The following is a 15,747-nucleotide window of genomic DNA, read 5'->3' on the forward strand; positions in this document are numbered from 1 at the left end:
TCATAAAATGGGTTGAACGGTTTTTCAAAACCCATTAAGCGTCCGCTCACTCTCATTGATACCCGTTGGGCGGGTGGCAGAGTGGTTGAATGCACCGGTCTTGAAAACCGGCATAGGTGAAAGTCTATCGGGGGTTCGAATCCCTCCCCGCCCGCCACTGTTAATCACCAAGGCAGACGTATAAAAAAACACAAGAGCCTGAAAGCTCTCGTGTCATGTTATGCGTGAACTCCAAAATAGAGTCCATTTTCATTCGCGGTACTTATTGGCCACGCGCAAGTACAAGTGGCTCGTTAAGGTAATTTGGTTTACTCAGCGGGAAGTGCTAATTGTACGGCTGACGCTTGAGCAACGACGCGGCCGATTGGCGTAGGTGAGGCAGGCGGGATTGGTGCAGCAGGCCATAAACTGAGCAACTCATCAATTTTGGCCAAGACCTCACTTCGGGTTGGCTCAGCCAAATTGTCGGCACTTTCTTTAGCCACGATAGAAAAGCCATAGGCGTCTTGATACTCTCCAGGATCTGATACCTTACCGTCAGTTATTGCAATTGAATATTCTTCGACCACTGTATCCATTAGGAATCGAATAATACCCGCTGTGTCACCCCCTGCTCGTTCTGCCACCATAGAAAGGTTCTTTTCAGCAGCAACGAGTTGAGGCTCTACTTCTGATGCAGGGCGTCCTTCTTCTAATGCTTTTGATACAACTTCGAATAAAGGGGCTTCAAACCCAAGAGCATCCAAACCTGCGCGTTCTGACGCGTGAGTTTCAGATACGGGGTGTAGCAAATGTGGTGCAGCCATCTCTGGTTCACCGGCTCGATAAAGCGCCAGCCCAGTTTTAACATGCCCCATCATAAAGGCTAAGCGGTGTTCGCGTGGCAAGCTATCCATGGAATGACCCGCTTCACCGCCCTCACCTGCTTCGCCGCCCTCACCCATTTCTCCGACCACATGCGATTGATGAGCTTCGTTTGCATGACTTTGCGAGGTGTCCTCATGTCCTGTTTCACTACAGGCTATTAGGCCCGTCCCGATGATAGCGGCTCCTAAGCCTAAGCCCGTCCATTTTTTCAGCTGAGTTGTCATTGGCGATTGCCTCATATAAGCGTTATACAATGTAATTCGCCAGAGCAGTCGATTAATCATCATAACTGTTGGCTAGTTTTCTATTGTAATAATACGCCCATTACTTGCGAATGTAAATTAATAACAAAGAAATTCATGCTGATAACGATTTCAAATATATTTTCACCAAACGGATTAGAAAGCGCACATAAGCGAATAAATAAGTTAGAATGGAAAAGTGGGCTGAACACCGCCGGAAAAACTGCAAAACAGGTGAAAAAGAACTTTCAGGCGGACCTTAGCCAAGGCATTGGCGCAGTATTACAAAGTGATATATTAAACGCGTTGCAAGGAAATGCGGTGTTACAAGCCGCCGCACAGCCAAAATCATTCTCCAATTTGCTGATAAGTAAAACTGAAAATGGTGGTTTTTATGGAGCCCATATAGATAACGCGCTTATGAATATGGCCAAAGGGAAATTACGGACCGATTTGTCGTTCACGCTATTTTTGTCAGACCCTAATAGCTACGACGGAGGCGAATTGATTGTCCAATATCCCGGGTTTACGCAAACATTCAAGCCAGAAGCGGGTGATTTAGTCCTTTATCCATCACGTTATATACATGAAGTAACGCCCGTAACGCGTGGTACTAGACTTGCCTGTGTGGGCTGGGTTGAGAGCCTGATACCTCAACAGGATAAACGCGAAACCTTATTCGACTTGATAAACTTAAGAGCAAGTTTGTCTCACCAATTTCCAGCGCAAAGTGCTGAGTTAATGACGCTCAATAAAACTATATCAAATTTATTGAGACTTTGGGCTCAGCCGTAACTAAGCCCAAACACTAAAACGTGTATTCGATTTATTGCCAACCAACGGCATCATAAATACGGACAGCATCAGCTTGATTCTGACCAAGTTGAGATACATTCAAAGTATCCTCCTTAAAGGTTCCAAGTGTTTCAACCGCAGAGGATGTTATACTATCTGTGATAACAGGATACTCATTATTACCATTGGCAAAGTAACCTTGAGCAGACTCACTCGTTAAATACTCTAAAAACTTGATAGCATTTTCTCGATTCGGGGCATGGGTCGTCACACCTGCGCCGCTGATATTTACGTGCGTTCCTCGATCGTTTTGATTGGGAAAAATGATGCCAATATTGTTGAAAATTTCTTGGTTTTGCGCCTCATCCGAACGTGCATATCGCGCAAGGTAATAGGTGTTCACCATTGAAATATCACAAATTCCAGCCGCAACAGCCTCGATTTGTCCAGAGTCATTACTTTGAGGTTTTCTTTGGAAGTTATTGACGACACCTTGCGCCCAAGCTTTGGCGGCATCTAAGCCATCATGAGCCACCATGGATGACAAGAGTGAAATATTATATATGTTTCCAGAAGAGCGCATGCAAACTCGACCTTTAAAGGCTGGTTTGGCTAAATCTTCGTAACTTTCGAGGCCCTCTGGCTTGCCCTTACCTTTATTGAAAATAATCACGCGAGCCCGTTTGGAGATGCCGTACCAGAGTCCATCTGGGTGACGCAGGCTTTCAGGGATCCTTGCATTCAACACATCAGAATCCGTTGATGATAACACGCCAGCGTTTTCAGCGCGCCAAAACACACCAGCATCAACAGTTATGAGCAAATCTGCAGGACTAAATTCACCCTCACTTTTAATACGTTCAATCAGAGAGTCAGATGAAGCTTCAATACGATTAACTTTGATGCCTGTTTGCTCGGTAAAATCATTATATAGTGCCAGGTCCGTATCGTAATGGCGAGATGAATAGAGATTCACTTCCCCTGACTTCACCACTGTGGCCGTACCTTCACCATCATGAGACTTATCTGCAGGTGAACATGCGGCTAAAGCAGCAGCCAGGAGAGTTGTTAATGTCACATTTAGTTTGGACCGAATATCCATGAGGTAAACCTTCTATAAACTGCGAATAATTCGCATTTACTAAATTAAGTGTAGAGACATTACAAGAGAGGCTCACTCTAAAAGGCAATTAAACTGTCAGAATTTGCAGAGAGTTTAACTTTTTGGCCAACCTGCCAGTTAACATCTTTCTCAACATGCAGTGTTAGTGATTGCCCTTCTGGCGAAAGCACTGTCGCAAGCTGGCTTTGTCCCGTCCTGCGAACATCCGTGATGAGCAACCCAGAGAGATCTTCACTTAGGGCGATTTGGTTTGGACGGATCAACACTTCACAATTTTGAGAGCCTGATACGCTACTATGAGCCTTAAACCATTTATCTGGAAAATGACCAAAAGCCGTTTCATATACACCATTTGCCCGCTGAGCCTTTAGTAACACACCATCACCAATCAACATTGCGGCAATTCTTGAAACAGGGGCTTCATATAAAATGTCAGCTTGCCCATGCTGAATAATCACACCTTTGTCCATGATGGCTATCGAATCGCTCGTTTCAATCGCCTCTTCAGGATCATGCGTCACCAGAATGGTAATGCAGTTCCGCGCTTTTAGTAATGTACGCATTTCTTCACGTAAGTGACGACGCAACATTATGTCGATATTTGCGAAAGGTTCATCCATCAGAAGGACTTTGGGTTCAGGCGCTAAAGCCCTAGCGACCGCGACCCTCTGTTGCTGGCCACCAGAAAGTGTGTGGGGATACCTACCTTCATACCCAGAGAGACCAATTTGGTCCAACAACTCTCCAACAATCCTTTTCCGCGAAGATTTATTAGTGAGTCCAAAGGCAATATTTTGTTCAACAGTTAAGTGGGGAAATAGTGCCCCCTCCTGAAATACAAGGCCCACTGGGCGTTTTTCGGGTGGTGGATGATAGTTTGATGAGGCTAATTCGTCACCATTCAGCAAAATTTTGCCTCGTTGCAACGGAAGAATACCCGCTGTGAGGTTTAATAAGGTTGTCTTCCCGCAACCCGATTGCCCCAACAAGCAAAGTATCTCGCCCTCTTCTGCTGAAAGATTTATATCTATTAAAGCAGTCTCTTTTTCATATGTATGAGAGATGTTTTGGAAGCAAAGGCTCATAAATTGTAAGTTCTCAGGGTTTGGTCTTTAATTTTTTATAGTTACTGTGATGTTTTTGAGCGCAGAAGCATATTATCGATTTCATTATTGTCTTTAAGTCTTATTCGCATATGGATTAAGTTCATGCGCTATGCAATGAAAATGGCAAATGAAAAGAATGGATAATAATGCTTACCTGTTTTACTGGGCGGCACTAAGGAAGTGAACAGACACCCGAAATGTTGACGCCGCAAAATAAATATATCGATAATGATACGGTCAGATGTTAAGCGCCAAACCCTCCTCTATTCCCTATCGTATTATCGGCGTCATCTTGATATCGCTTATGGCCTGCGTGCCCATCTTTGCTGTCTTAAGCGCACTCCTCACGAACGATTTTGAAAGCTGGGCAAGGCTTTGGCAAACCACTCTGCCAAAATACATCATGAATACAATTTGTTTGATGGTATTGGTCGGAAGCATGACAGCTTTTGTTGGCACTCTTACGGCGTGGTGCGTAACAGCTTTCGACTTCCCCTTTCGAAGGACTATGTCTTGGTTGCTCATTTTGCCGCTTTCAGCACCAGCTTATATTATAGCCTATCTCTATACGGATATGTTTGAGTTTTATGGCCCCGTTCAAACAGCTTTACGAGGCATTATGGGCTGGCAAGGTGGTGATTATTGGTTTCCTGCTGTACGAACGCTCTTTGGAGCCTCTCTCATGCTCAGCTTAGTGTTATACCCATATGTTTATCTACTGGCGAGAGCTGCTTTTTTATATCAGAGCAGTGGTCAATGGCATGCCGCGCGGAGTTTGGGGCTTTCTCCTACTCGCGCCTTTATTCGCGTGGCCTTACCTGCCGCAAGACCTGCTATAGCGGGTGGTCTGGCGTTGGTTTTGATGGAAACTCTCGCGGACTTTGGTGTAGCAGATTACTTTGCGATCCCAACATTCAGCACAGGAATATTTCGTAACTGGCTAGCGCTAGGAGATAAATCCGCGGCACTTAAATTAGCCGCTATGATGTTGTTAATGGTATTTCTCTTAGTAATGTTGGAAAGTTTTAGTCGCCGAGGCAGCGCGGTGACACATGGTAAAACGACAGGGCAATCTGGTCGTATACAACTCTCACGCAAGCGGTCATTTACAGTTTTATTAACGTGCTTCATGCCCGTACTATTTGGGTTTGTGATACCAGTCATCACACTTTGTATATATGCGTTTTCAAATGGTGACTCTCATAGTTCTGCAGACTTTATTGGGTATATGTTCAACAGCCTTTCAACTGCTTCTATAGTGGCTGTGATTGCTGTAACTCTTGCAGTATTTCTGGCTTATGCAAGGCGCACAAACAGCAATCCTGCCTTACGCGTAACCCTTAGGCTTGCTACGCTAGGGTATGCTTTACCTGGGGCCCTATTGGCCGTTGGCCTGCTCGCCCCCTTAGGTGTCTTTGATCAGGGCTTGTCGAGATTTGCTAGAGATACTTTTGGCTGGAATAGTGGCCTTATTCTGACAGGTACAACAATTGCCCTTGTATACGCTTTAACTATTCGCTTTCTGACGGTATCATTCAATAGCGTAACAGGTGGGTTTGATAAAATCCCTCCCGCTATGGATAGTGCGGCCAGGTCATTAGGTGCCAAGCCAATGAGGCTTGTGAGGCGAATCCATGTACCACTTTTAAGATCAAGCGTCATTGGCGCAGCGATACTCGTATTCATTGATGTTATGCGTGAGTTACCGGCCACTTTGATTTTAAGGCCTTTTAATTTTGAAACCCTTGCAACGCGGGTTTATTGGCTCGCAAATGATGAACGCTTGAGTGAGGCATCCACAGCAGCCCTCTTGATTATACTCATTGGAATAATTCCCATACTTTTCTTAAATAAACAGTCTTTAGGTGACTTAGACTAACTCTTGGCCTTCAATTTACTCCAAAATGTCACTTTTCATGAAATAAAAACTTGAATCATTTTTGTGCGTGTGTATTAGCACGCTGGTACAGCGAGGGTGCATGCAAAGTTTAGAGAACACATTAGCAGACATAACCGATGAAAAGGCCATGGAAGCCTTTTTAATCGACCTTTGTACGCCTGCCGAACGCCGCGCTTTGACAGAGCGATGGATTGTGGCTCAGCTTCTTATTCAAGGTGAACTTTCCTACCGAGAGATAAATGCCAAAACAGGAGTTAGTACAACGACGATTGGCCGTGTCGCTCGCTTTTTGAAAGACGAACCTTATGGTGGTTATCGCCTCGCCTTAACTAAAACGGATAACAAAATCACGAAAGACGTATCATGACGGACCGACTCAGAATTGCCCTGCAAAAAAAAGGACGGCTAGCGGACGATAGTTTTGCTTTACTTAAAAAGTGCGGCCTACGATTCGCCATCCGCGGTGGAGGGTTACTCGCACGTGTTAAAAACATGCCGATTGACCTACTCCTCGTTCGTGATGATGATATTCCAAGTTTTGTTGCTAATGATGCTGCAGATATTGGTATTGTAGGTGAAAACGTCTTGGTGGAAGAGCAGTTGACCAGCCAAGATGAACTGAATGCAAACATCACAATGCGTCTTGGTTTCTCTCGCTGTAAATTAAGCCTAGCTGCCGCAGATACAGGTAAAGTTCAAAGCGTCACCGACCTCAACGGCACACGGATTGCAACCACATATCCGGGCGTTTTAGGGCAATATCTAAGGGACAATAACATAAAGGCGAAGTTAGTGGAGATGAAGGGAGCGGTTGAGCTAGCACCTTCTATTGGGATTGCCGAAAGCATTTGTGACCTTGTATCATCCGGCGCCACGCTTGAAGCTAATGGACTAACCGCTTTCAAAACAATCTTAGAAAGTGAAGCTGTTCTTATTCAGTCTGGACGAGAATTATCTGCGGCTAAGGCGGCGCTTCTGGACAAACTCATGCGCCGTATTGATGGTGTGATAAAGTCTGCTGAAACAAAATACATTATGCTCAATGCACCGAAGGATAAAGTTAAGGCCATTACAGAACTCCTTCCAGGTTCTGATTCGCCCACAATAATTCCTTTGGCAGGCAGTGATGATTTGGTCGCTCTACAAGCCGTCTGTACAGAGAATATCTTTTGGGAAACTCTTGAGGATCTAAAAGCCTTAGGCGCAAGAGCAATCCTCGTCCTACCAATCGAAAAGATGATGAGTTAATCATGCGCCGTTTTAATTGGGCAGATTTATCCGATACGGAGCAATCTGAAATATTATCGCGTCCAGCCGCACTTTCCGATAAATCTCTTACGGAATCTGTTCGCCAAATAATGGACAGTGTTAGAATAGATGGAGACAAGGCTGTTCTTGACTTCACCTATCAATTTGATGGTGTCAAACTCGAGACATTGCGCGTTCCGAAATCTAAACTTGAAAACGCTTGGCAGGCTTTACCTTCTGAGGACAAGCAAGCTATTGAGATGGCGCGCAGTAACATAAAGAAGTTTCACCAAGCCCAACTTCCTAAAGACATTTCTATAGAAACAATCAAAGGCGTACACTGTGCTCGACAAGTGAGGGCCATCGAAACAGCAGGACTTTACGTTCCGGGAGGAACAGCGCCTTTGGTATCGACCGTATTGATGCTCGCTGTTCCCGCTAAAGTTGCCGGCGTTCAAAACCGTATCGTCGTCACCCCACCTGGAAAAGACGGCCAGATAAATCCTGCAATATTAGCGGCTGCTTATCGATGTAAAGTTTCAGCTGTCTATGCATGCGGCGGCGCGCAAGCCATAGCTGCATTGACCTACGGCACCGAGTCTATCCCAAAATGTGATAAAATATTTGGTCCCGGTAATGCTTGGGTCGCAACTGCAAAGTCATTGGCGGCTCAAGAGGCCGGAGGCCCAGCAATCGACTTACCTGCGGGTCCTTCAGAAGCCATGGTGTTAGCTGATGAAAAAGCAAACCCCGATTTCGTTGCCTCTGACCTATTAAGTCAGGCAGAGCACGATGCATTAGCGCAGGTGATGTGTGTTGTGAATTCTGCAGAATTTGCGTCGCAAATCGAAGCTTCAGTTAATGAACAACTTGCCTCTTTACCTCGAAAAGAGATTGCGACTAAATCCTTGGCACTCTCTCGAATGATAATTGCAAATAGCCGTGCAGAAATTGTCGACATAGTAAATCGTTATGCGCCTGAACATCTTATAGTCCAAATGGATAAGCCTGAAACCTTGGTTCCAGCTATACGTAACGCAGGATCAATATTTTTAGGCCCATGGACACCCGAATCTGTGGGAGACTACGCTAGTGGTACAAACCACACTTTGCCAACTTACGGCGCGGCACGCGCATATTCTGGCGTTACTCTTGAAAGCTTTTTGAAATATATCAGCATTCAAAAGTTAACCAAAAAAGGTCTCAAAAACTTAGGGCCTACTGTGGAACGTCTCGCATCATTAGAAGAGTTAGACGCTCATAAACGCGCGGTCTCTATACGCTTGGAGGCTCTAAAATGAGCATCAATAAACCTTCGCTGGAATGGCCATACTCTATAACACGTAAAGCAATAATAGCCTTTCATAGCTACTCTGCTCGCGGTGGCAGTACAAATGCACTTCATTTAGATGCCAATGAAAATCCATATGCTCCGCCACCTATAGTTGGCGCTACGGACTACAACCGCTATCCAGAACAACAGCCTGCTGCTTTGCGTCAAAGATTGGCTGATATTTATGGCACGTCTACTGACAACCTTATGGTTGGTCGCGGTGCCGATGAAGGTATTGAGGTCCTTTTGCGGACATTTTGTGAAGATGGACAAGATTCTGTCTTAATATGCCCTCCAACATTTGGGTATTATAAAACCTGTGCAGATATTCAGGGGGCAAACACTGTCGAAGTCCCTCTAAATGACAACTATGAGTGGGACGTTGAGGCTATACTGAAAACAGGTGCAGAAACACCAAGTTTAAAAGCTATATTTATTTGCTCCCCGAACAACCCAAGCGGCAATGAAATATCTCGCAACAGCGTTATAGAACTGGCGACAGCTTTCCCTGATACACTCCTCGTCATTGACGAAGCTTATATTGAGTTTTCTAACTCAAAAAGTTTTGTTGATGAAATAGCAAATCACAAGAATTTGGTAGTGTTACGTACATTGTCAAAGGCCTATGCTTTGGCTGGCGTACGAGGCGGCGTTGCAATCGCGGATAAACGCGTAATTGCGTTAATGTTAAAAGTCCTCCCGCCCTATCCCATTGCTCGCCCAGTTGAAGTTGCCATAATGAATGCCCTAGCTCCAGCCGCAATGGGAGTGCACGCAGAGCGACTGACTGAAACATTGTCTGAGCGAGAACGTATGTTTATAGAGCTTTCGAAATCACCCTATATAAATACTGTTTACCCCTCTGCCGCGAACTTCTTATTATTAGATGTTGAGGACGACACAGGCCTGATGCGAGAGCTTTCTAAGCGTGGTATAAAAATTCGCGACTACCGTAAGAGCTTTGGACGGATGCGGATTTCAATAGGGTCTCCGGCTGAGAATACGTTAGCACTTCAGGCGTTTGGCGTCCTAGCTGAGGATAAGAGTGAAAGAATTGGTGAGGTTTTCAGAAAGACAAAGGAAACTGATATCGCTGTTCGCGTCAATCTTGATGACTCAACGAAAGTTGAGATTGAAACTGGGATTGGTTTTTTTGACCACATGCTAGAACAAATTGCGAAGCATAGTGGGATGGGACTTCGCTTAACCTGTCACGGGGACTTAGAGATTGATGGCCATCATACTATAGAAGACACAGCTCTCGCATTTGGAGAGGCGCTACATCAAGCACTTGGTGATAAAGCTGGCATAGGTCGTTATGGTTTTGTTATGCCTATGGATGAAACCCAAGCGCGAGTTGCAATTGATCTGTCTGGACGACCCGCCGCTGTTTTCAACGGTAACTTTCCCACGGACCATGTTGGTGAATTTGCAGTCGAAATGTGCCCTCATTTCTTTGAAAGCCTAGCTCAAAGCCTAAAATGTGCCATCCATATTGATGTTAAAGGTGACAATTCGCACCACATTATTGAGGCATGTTTCAAGGGTGTTGGGCGTGCTCTTAGACCTGCCTTTGCTAAAACAGGGAGCACTGAAGTCCCGTCAACCAAAGGCGTTCTTTCATGAGCTTGGTTATCATAGATACTGGCTGTGCCAATCTTTCATCTGTAGCGTTTGCGTTCGAACGCTTGGGTGTTCAGGCTAAAATTTCAGCCAATGCGGAAACTATACATGCAGCTGAACGTGTAATTTTGCCTGGCGTTGGAAGCGCCCCATTTGCAATGAAGCAAATTATCGATCGTGGTCTTTTGTCTGTGGTCAAAGAACTCAACCAACCCGTTTTAGGAATTTGCTTAGGCATGCAACTTTTGTTCAACACACTCGTAGAAGGTGCTGAAAAAACTGAAGGTTTCGGTGTCATAAACGGAGATGTGGTCCCATTGGATACGAAGTCTCTTCCATCCCCTCATATGGGCTGGAATACGCTTTCCCCTGTTAAACAAGACACAATAGCTAAAGGCTTAAGTGATTCAGACTTCGCTTATTTTGTTCACTCTTATGTGGTGCCCATTGGTGATTATACTGTTATGTCCTGTGAATATGGCTCCCCTTTCTCAGCAATAGTGAGACAAAATAACTTTTGGGGGTGTCAATTTCACCCAGAACGCAGTAGCGCCACAGGCTCAAAAATATTGAAAAACTTTCTGGATGTAACGGTATGATTATTCCCGCCATTGACCTCATAGAAGGTCGTTGTGTTCGACTTTACAAGGGCGACTTCAACCAGCGAACAGATTATAACGAGGCGCCTCTGGATGTGGCCAAACGGTTTGCTGAAGAAGGTGCGACCCGTATGCATGTCGTAGACCTTGACGGTGCTAAACACGCTAACTCTGAACAAATGGAATTGATAATTGAGTTGGCACAAGAGAGCGGTCTGTCAGTCCAAACAGGTGGTGGCCTGAGAGATATTTCGCAAATTAAGAAGCTTTTAGACGGCGGTGTAGAACGCGTAGTTATTGGGTCTCTATCGGTAACAAACCCTCAAATGGTTAAGTTTTGGCTCAACGAATTTGGACCAGAAAAAGTTATCATCGCCCTTGATGTAAACATTGATGATAACGGGACTCCAATTCCTGCAACACGCGGCTGGGTTGACGCAGGTACAAAATCACTTTGGCATGTTTTAGATGACTATAATGGGTCCGGTCTCCATACAGTTTTGATAACTGATATTGGACGAGATGGCGTGTTGGGGGGAGCAAATGTTGAGCTTTATAAAGAAGTTCGTGCACAATATCCTTCACTTAACTTGATCACGTCCGGAGGTGTCGGGTCACTAAATGACGTGAAGAAACTAAAGGCCTTGCAGCCACACGGAATAATTATTGGTAAGGCGCTTTATGAAAACCGTTTTACAGTTACGGAAGCTGTCGCGTGCTAGCACGGCGTATTATCCCTTGTCTTGATGTCCGTGATGGCCGCGTCGTCAAAGGCGTGCAATTTCGAAACCATGAAGATGTTGGTGGCATACTCGACCTCGCCCTAAGATACCGCGATGCTGGAGCCGACGAGCTCGTTTTTTATGATATAACCGCTTCTGTTGATGACCGCTCGGTTAGCCCGGATTGGGTGAAGGCTGTCTCACAAGTACTAGATATCCCTTTTTGCGTTGCTGGTGGCATTAAATCGGTACAGGCCGCTGGTGCACGATTAGCGGCAGGGGCTGATAAAATTAGCATTAATTCCCCTGCCCTTATGAATCCAGAATTGATTTCTGAGCTCAGTCACGCCTTCGGAAAGCAATGTATCGTCGTTGGAATAGACAGCTTTGATGATGGCGGCGTGTACCGTGTACGTTCTCATACTGGTGACCCAGACAAACAAAGAGAAACAGGCCGTCAAACCATAGATTGGGTCATAGAAGCGTGTGACCGCGGTGCAGGGGAAATTGTTTTAAACTGTATGAACCAAGATGGGGTTCGCCAAGGATATGATATAAAGCAATTAAAAGCTGTGCGCTCTATTTGTCCTGTGCCCTTAATTGCGAGTGGCGGCGCAGGTGAAATTCAACATTTTGAAGATGTGTTTAATGAAGCTGATGTTGATGGCGCCTTGGCCGCAAGCGTTTTTCACAAAGACATCATCAGAATACCAAACCTTAAGTCAAATCTAATTAGTGCCGGCATTGAGATAAGACCATGACCAATATTCTTGAACAAATTGATTTTGATAAAGGCCTGGGTCTCGTTCCGGCGATTATTCAAGATGCCAAGACTCTGCAAGTGCTTATGCTTGGTTACATGTCAAAGGACAGTGTTGAGAAAACACTGAATACTCAGAAAGTTACCTTTTACAGCCGGTCTCGTCAAAAACTCTGGACCAAGGGTGAGACCAGTGGCCACACGCTAAACCTTGTTTCCCTAGAGATTGATTGCGACAATGACACATTACTCGTGAAAGCAAACCCTATCGGGCCAACTTGTCATGAAGGCACAACATCTTGTTTTGGTAACGGGGGGGCAGATGGTGTTGGTTTTCTGGGATATTTAGACACACTCATAAAGAATCGAGTTGGTACTTCGCCAGAAGATTCCTACACAGCTAAGTTACTTTCTGGTCCCCTTAGAAGAGCTGCACAGAAAGTTGGAGAGGAAGGCGTCGAGACAGCCCTAGCCGCTGTTGCAGAAGATAATGCAGCTTTGCTCGGCGAAAGCGCGGATTTACTTTATCACCTTATCGTCTTGCTAAGAGCGAAAGGTTTGTCATTGAATGACGCGATTGAAATATTACAATCGCGCCACAAGTAGATGTTTAAAAAACCTCGTAGCTTTTTTTGGTCGGAACCTGCTCCCATTTTCCATCAATAAAATGAATTCCGCATTCAGTCTTATCAGAGTGACGCCATCGCCCTGCCCGCGGATCTTCACCCGCAGCGACACGTGTCGTACAGGGCTGACAACCGATGGAAAGATAGCCAAGCGCCAACATAGGGTGTGGTGGTAAATCGTGACGGCGTATATAATCTGTTACGTCTTTAGCTGACCAATACGCCAGAGGATTGACTTTAATCTGGTCGCCTCCAGTTTCCAACATTTTCATATTTGCACGTTGCGGAGTTTGATAACGTTTTCGACCTGTAATTCTGGCTGAAAATGTGCGTATCACTTTGTCCAGTGGACGTACTTTGCGGAGGTCACAACAGGAATCAGGTGCAGACTTGTGCAAATCACCTGTGGGATCTTCAGACTGCAACTCATTCGGGTCAGGCCGAATATTCTGAAAATTAGTGAGGCCGAGATCTTCAATTAGGAGATCACGATAAGCTAATGTTTCGCGAAAATGTTTTCCAGTATCTAAGAATATCACAGGCAAATTAGGGTCGATTTTCGAGACCATATGAAGCAACACTACTGAATCCACACCTAAAGAAGATGCGAGAACAATCTGTCCTTCATAGGCCTCACAGGCTTTTTTTAACGCCATCTCCGCTGATAATCCGTGAAAAGGGTCGTCCTGAGTTTCTGCATCTCGAAACCCAGTTTTACGCGCATCAAGAATACTTGTCGCTGGTCCAGAATGTACCGCATATCCACGTTGATAAGTTAGTCCAAAAGCGGATAAGGCCTTAAACCAATGGCTCTCTGAATGTCTTTCATACAATATGCTATCTAGCTTCACAGCGCTATATCCACATTGTATGGCATAGGCATACTGATCGGGTATCAGTGGGCCTTCTGCAATCAATTCGCCCTTAAACCCAGCACGTTGCCGAAGGATACGTCCTAGTGAGAACCCGCGCCCATCCGTAAAAGCGGGGAATTTCACAATGATTGTCTTAGCCTTTTCTAAATGCGGCACGATTTCTGCTAACTCAGTATCGCCGTCAACACGTAAAACCTCAGCGCTATTATGCCCTGCAAAATCTTCTAAAGAGATAATGTTACTATCTTCTGGCGGTGCAAGAGGCTGCCCACCGCTAATGAGAATATCTGTATCAGACATATAAAACTTCCTTAAACGGCTCCACACCAACACGTCTAACAGTGTCAATGAACCGTTCTTTTGCTTCGCGAATTTCAATGTAATGATCGACCATACGCTCTATACCGTCGATCAACTCTTCTTGTGAAAAGCCTGGCCCTGTGACTTGGCCTAAAGCCGTATTTTCTGAGGGGTCACCACCAATTTTGACTTGGTAAAATTCTACACCCGCTTTTTCGAGCCCTAAAATTCCTATGTGCCCCACGTGATGGTGACCACAGGCGTTGATGCAGCCTGAAATTTTAATCTGCATATCCCCAATAACTGATTGATGCTCAAGGTCCTGGAAACGCTCAGCTATTGCTTGTGAAACTGGGATTGAGCGCGCTGTTGCTAGGGCACAAAAGTCCATACCAGGACAGCAAATTATATCTGATATCAAGCCGATATTGGCATCGCCCATTTTAGCGGCCTGTAAGGCCTTATACACATTTTCGAGCTCAGATATCTCGACATGCGGTAAAACAAGGTTCTGTTGATGTGTTGTTCTGAGTTCTGAAAAACTATATTTTTCTGCTAGATCGGCGACGACTCTCATTTGTTCAGAGGTCACATCACCAGGCGCACGCTCAATTGGTTTTAGCGAAATGTTCACAATCGCATAGCCATCTACCTTGTGGGGTAAAACATTATGCTTCATCCAACGGGCAAGAGCGCTATCCTTAGTTTTGATTTCACAAGCCTCTAATTTTTTAAATGCAGGTGGTGCAAAATAATCAGTAATCCGAGAAACTTCTTCTGGCGAAACCGCAATATCAAGCGGTACAAGCTCTGAATATTCAGCCTCAACTTGCTCTCTGAAGGTCTCTATCCCTGTTTCTTGAACGAGAATTTTGATACGAGCTTTGTATTTATTATCGCGGCGGCCATAACGATTATAAACGCGTAGCGTTGCCTCAAGATAAGGTAGCAGCTCGATCCGCGGTAGGAATTCACGTAAGACCTGCCCGATGATAGGGGTCCGTCCTAAACCGCCCCCAACAATAATTCGGTATCCAGTTTCGCCTTCCGCATTTTTAATTATTTCAATCCCGATGTCGTGGGCTCGTACTAATGCCCTGTCTTTCTCTGTCGCAATAACCGCAATTTTGAACTTCCGAGGCAAGAAAGTGAATTCAGGGTGTAGAGTCGACCACTGGCGTAAAATTTCGCATGTGGGACGCGGATCCTCGATCTCATCAGCAATAGCACCAGCATAAGGGTCAGACGTGACATTACGGATGCAATTGCCTGATGTTTGTATGGCATGCATTTCAACGCTAGCAAGCTCTTCAAGCATATCAGGAACATCCGTCAGTTGCGGCCAGTTGAATTGTACGTTTTGACGCGTTGTAATATGGCCATAGCCCTTATCATACTTGTCAGCCAAATCTGCGAGCTTACGCATCTGCGTAGAGTTTAATGTGCCATAAGGTACAGCAACTCTTAACATATAAGCGTGGAGTTGCAGATACAGTCCATTCATCAAGCGCAGAGGTCTAAATTCAGCCTCAGTAAGCTCACCGCTCAACCGGCGATTAACTTGCGAACGAAATTGATCAACGCGGGACGACACCATTTCGGCATCAAATTCATCGTAACGATACATG

15 protein-coding genes and 1 tRNA gene are annotated in these 15,747 nt (G+C 45.2%); 11 read left to right on the top strand and 5 right to left on the bottom strand.

The window, feature by feature from the left end:
- Window positions 1-67: 67 nt before the first annotated feature.
- Window positions 68-157 (top strand) — tRNA-Ser (locus DES40_RS03430).
- 151 nt (window positions 158-308) lie between these two features.
- Here the strand turns inward: DES40_RS03430 and DES40_RS03435 are convergent.
- Window positions 309-1,091, bottom strand: a complete 783-nt coding sequence (locus DES40_RS03435; protein ID WP_121099153.1) for a hypothetical protein — start codon at window positions 1,089-1,091, stop codon at window positions 309-311.
- Window positions 1,092-1,226: 135 nt separating this feature from the next.
- Between DES40_RS03435 and DES40_RS03440 the strand changes: the two genes are divergently transcribed.
- The gene (locus tag DES40_RS03440) at window positions 1,227-1,904 is read left to right on the top strand and encodes a Fe2+-dependent dioxygenase (RefSeq protein ID WP_121099154.1); all 678 of its coding nucleotides are present in this window, start codon (window positions 1,227-1,229) and stop codon (window positions 1,902-1,904) included.
- Between the two features lie 31 nt (window positions 1,905-1,935).
- Here DES40_RS03440 and DES40_RS03445 read toward each other — a convergent pair whose 3' ends face one another.
- Both DES40_RS03445 and DES40_RS03450 read right to left on the bottom strand, forming a co-directional pair.
- The gene (locus DES40_RS03445; protein ID WP_121099155.1) at window positions 1,936-3,006 is read right to left on the bottom strand and encodes a Fe(3+) ABC transporter substrate-binding protein; all 1,071 of its coding nucleotides are present in this window, start codon (window positions 3,004-3,006) and stop codon (window positions 1,936-1,938) included.
- 77 nt (window positions 3,007-3,083) lie between these two features.
- Window positions 3,084-4,112 carry an ABC transporter ATP-binding protein gene (locus DES40_RS03450; RefSeq protein WP_121099156.1) on the bottom strand — a complete coding sequence of 343 codons (1,029 nt, stop codon included), beginning with the start codon at window positions 4,110-4,112 and terminating at the stop codon, window positions 3,084-3,086.
- Between the two features lie 262 nt (window positions 4,113-4,374).
- On the opposite strand from DES40_RS03450, the gene DES40_RS03455 reads away from it, so the two are divergent.
- The 9 genes from DES40_RS03455 to hisIE all read left to right on the top strand — a co-directional run bounded on the left by DES40_RS03455 (window position 4,375) and on the right by hisIE (window position 12,924).
- Entirely contained in the window at window positions 4,375-6,012 is a 1,638-nt protein-coding gene (locus DES40_RS03455) for an ABC transporter permease (RefSeq protein WP_121099157.1), read from the top strand.
- Window positions 6,013-6,112: 100 nt separating this feature from the next.
- Entirely contained in the window at window positions 6,113-6,400 is a 288-nt protein-coding gene (locus DES40_RS03460) for a Trp family transcriptional regulator (protein WP_121099158.1), read from the top strand.
- Window positions 6,394-7,281 (top strand): ATP phosphoribosyltransferase, encoded by an 888-nt coding sequence (gene hisG, locus DES40_RS03465; RefSeq protein WP_199288133.1) that lies wholly within the window; start codon window positions 6,394-6,396, stop codon window positions 7,279-7,281. Before DES40_RS03460 ends, hisG begins: the two co-directional genes overlap by 7 nt.
- 2 nt (window positions 7,282-7,283) lie before the next feature.
- On the top strand, window positions 7,284-8,582 hold the full coding sequence (hisD, locus tag DES40_RS03470) for a histidinol dehydrogenase (RefSeq protein ID WP_121099160.1): 1,299 nt from the start codon (window positions 7,284-7,286) through the stop codon (window positions 8,580-8,582).
- The gene (gene hisC / locus DES40_RS03475) at window positions 8,579-10,240 is read left to right on the top strand and encodes a histidinol-phosphate transaminase (protein WP_121099161.1); all 1,662 of its coding nucleotides are present in this window, start codon (window positions 8,579-8,581) and stop codon (window positions 10,238-10,240) included. Before hisD ends, hisC begins: the two co-directional genes overlap by 4 nt.
- Entirely contained in the window at window positions 10,237-10,836 is a 600-nt protein-coding gene (gene hisH / locus DES40_RS03480) for an imidazole glycerol phosphate synthase subunit HisH (RefSeq protein ID WP_121099162.1), read from the top strand. Before hisC ends, hisH begins: the two co-directional genes overlap by 4 nt.
- Window positions 10,833-11,558 (top strand): 1-(5-phosphoribosyl)-5-[(5-phosphoribosylamino)methylideneamino]imidazole-4-carboxamide isomerase, encoded by a 726-nt coding sequence (gene hisA, locus DES40_RS03485; protein ID WP_121099163.1) that lies wholly within the window; start codon window positions 10,833-10,835, stop codon window positions 11,556-11,558. The genes hisH and hisA overlap by 4 nt, the downstream gene beginning before the upstream one ends.
- The gene (gene hisF, locus DES40_RS03490) at window positions 11,552-12,319 is read left to right on the top strand and encodes an imidazole glycerol phosphate synthase subunit HisF (RefSeq protein WP_121099164.1); all 768 of its coding nucleotides are present in this window, start codon (window positions 11,552-11,554) and stop codon (window positions 12,317-12,319) included. The genes hisA and hisF overlap by 7 nt, the downstream gene beginning before the upstream one ends.
- On the top strand, window positions 12,316-12,924 hold the full coding sequence (hisIE, locus tag DES40_RS03495; protein ID WP_121099165.1) for a bifunctional phosphoribosyl-AMP cyclohydrolase/phosphoribosyl-ATP diphosphatase HisIE: 609 nt from the start codon (window positions 12,316-12,318) through the stop codon (window positions 12,922-12,924). The genes hisF and hisIE overlap by 4 nt, the downstream gene beginning before the upstream one ends.
- Before the next feature lie 4 nt (window positions 12,925-12,928).
- Here the strand turns inward: hisIE and DES40_RS13290 are convergent, their stop codons facing one another.
- Both DES40_RS13290 and DES40_RS03505 read right to left on the bottom strand, forming a co-directional pair.
- Entirely contained in the window at window positions 12,929-14,119 is a 1,191-nt protein-coding gene (locus DES40_RS13290; protein WP_121099166.1) for a phosphoadenylyl-sulfate reductase, read from the bottom strand.
- Window positions 14,112-15,746: a nitrite/sulfite reductase gene (locus DES40_RS03505; protein ID WP_121099167.1), complete on the bottom strand. Its 1,635-nt coding sequence runs from the start codon at window positions 15,744-15,746 to the stop codon at window positions 14,112-14,114. The genes DES40_RS13290 and DES40_RS03505 overlap by 8 nt, the downstream gene beginning before the upstream one ends.
- Window position 15,747: the final 1 nt, after the last annotated feature.

It is taken from the genome of Litorimonas taeanensis (assembly GCF_003634015.1).
In the GTDB taxonomy this organism is placed as follows: domain Bacteria; phylum Pseudomonadota; class Alphaproteobacteria; order Caulobacterales; family Maricaulaceae; genus Litorimonas; species Litorimonas taeanensis.